Raw genomic sequence first — 1343 nt, 5'->3', positions numbered from 1 at the left:
TCGCCCAGTCCTTCGGTCATCACCGAACGCTGCTCCCACAACCCCCAGGCAACCGACACACCCGGCAGCCCACGCGACCGGCGATACGCCGCCAGGGCATCCAGGAACGTGTTCCCCGCCGCGTAGTTCGCCTGCCCCGCCGCCCCCAACACACCAGCCGCGGAAGAGAACATCACAAACCAACGAACACCACGATTGAGCGTCAACTCATGCAGGTTCCAGGCACCTGTCACCTTCGCCGCCAGCACCCCCGCCAACCGCTCCCCACTCAACGACTCCACCATCACGTCATCCAACACACCCGCCGCATGCACCACCCCCGACACCCCACCCTCCAAAGACGACAACACCCCCGCCAACGCATCACGGTCGGCCACATCACACGCGGCGATCCGCACCTCAGCACCCGCGGACTCCAACTCCGCCACCAAACCCCCCACCCCCGGCGCCCCCTCACCCCGACGACTGAGCAACAACAACCGCCGCACACCCCGCTCAGCCACCACATGACGCGCCACCACACCACCCAGCACACCCGACGCCCCCGACACCACCACCCAACCCCCACCAGCACCCACCACAGACGGCACACTCAACACCAACTTCCCCACATGCCGCGCCCGCCGCATCACACCAAACACCTCACCAGCCCGCCGCACATCCCCCACCCCCACCGGCAACAACTCCAACACACCCTCCTCAAACAACCCCACCACCTCACGCAACACCTCACCCAACCGCTCCACACCCGCCTCCGCCAAATCAAACGCCCGATACCACACCCCACCAAAAGCCTCCGCCACCTCCCCCGCATCCCGCACATCCGACTTCCCCATCTCCACAAACCGCCCACCCGGCCGCACCAACCGCAACGACGCATCCACCAACTCCCCCGCCAACGAATCCAACACCACATCCACACCCGAACCAAACACCCGCTCAAACTCCACCGAACGCGACGACGCAATCCGCTCCCCAGACACACCCAACCCCCGCACCACCGACCACTTCGACTCACTCGCCGTCGCAAACACCTCCGCACCCAAATAACGCGCCAACTGCACCGCCGCCATCCCCACCCCACCAGCAGCCGAATGCACCAACACCGACTCCCCCGCCCGCACACCCGCCAAATCCACCAACGCGTAATACGCCGTCACAAACGCCACCGGCACCGAAGCAGCCTGCTCAAAACTCCACCCCACAGGCACCCCCACCACACCCCGCACATCCACCACCACCACCGACCGAAACCCATCCCCCCACACACCCATCACACGATCACCAACACACACACCCGACACACCAGACCCCACCTCCACCACGACTCCGGCGCCTTCGCT

At 65.7% G+C, this 1343-nt stretch carries 1 protein-coding gene; it reads right to left on the bottom strand.

The genetic code is table 11. The features are described 5' to 3' along the window. On the bottom strand, window positions 1-1244 hold a 1244-nt coding region (locus NQU54_RS48515), incomplete at its 3' end, for an MDR/SDR family oxidoreductase (RefSeq protein ID WP_257636647.1). Between the last annotated feature and the right edge of the window lie 99 nt (window positions 1245-1343).

Source organism: Streptomyces malaysiensis subsp. samsunensis, assembly GCF_024519315.1.
Taxonomy (GTDB): domain Bacteria; phylum Actinomycetota; class Actinomycetes; order Streptomycetales; family Streptomycetaceae; genus Streptomyces; species Streptomyces malaysiensis.
Note: the sequence above shows the minus strand (reverse complement) of the source record. Positions and strands in the feature narration are given on the sequence as shown.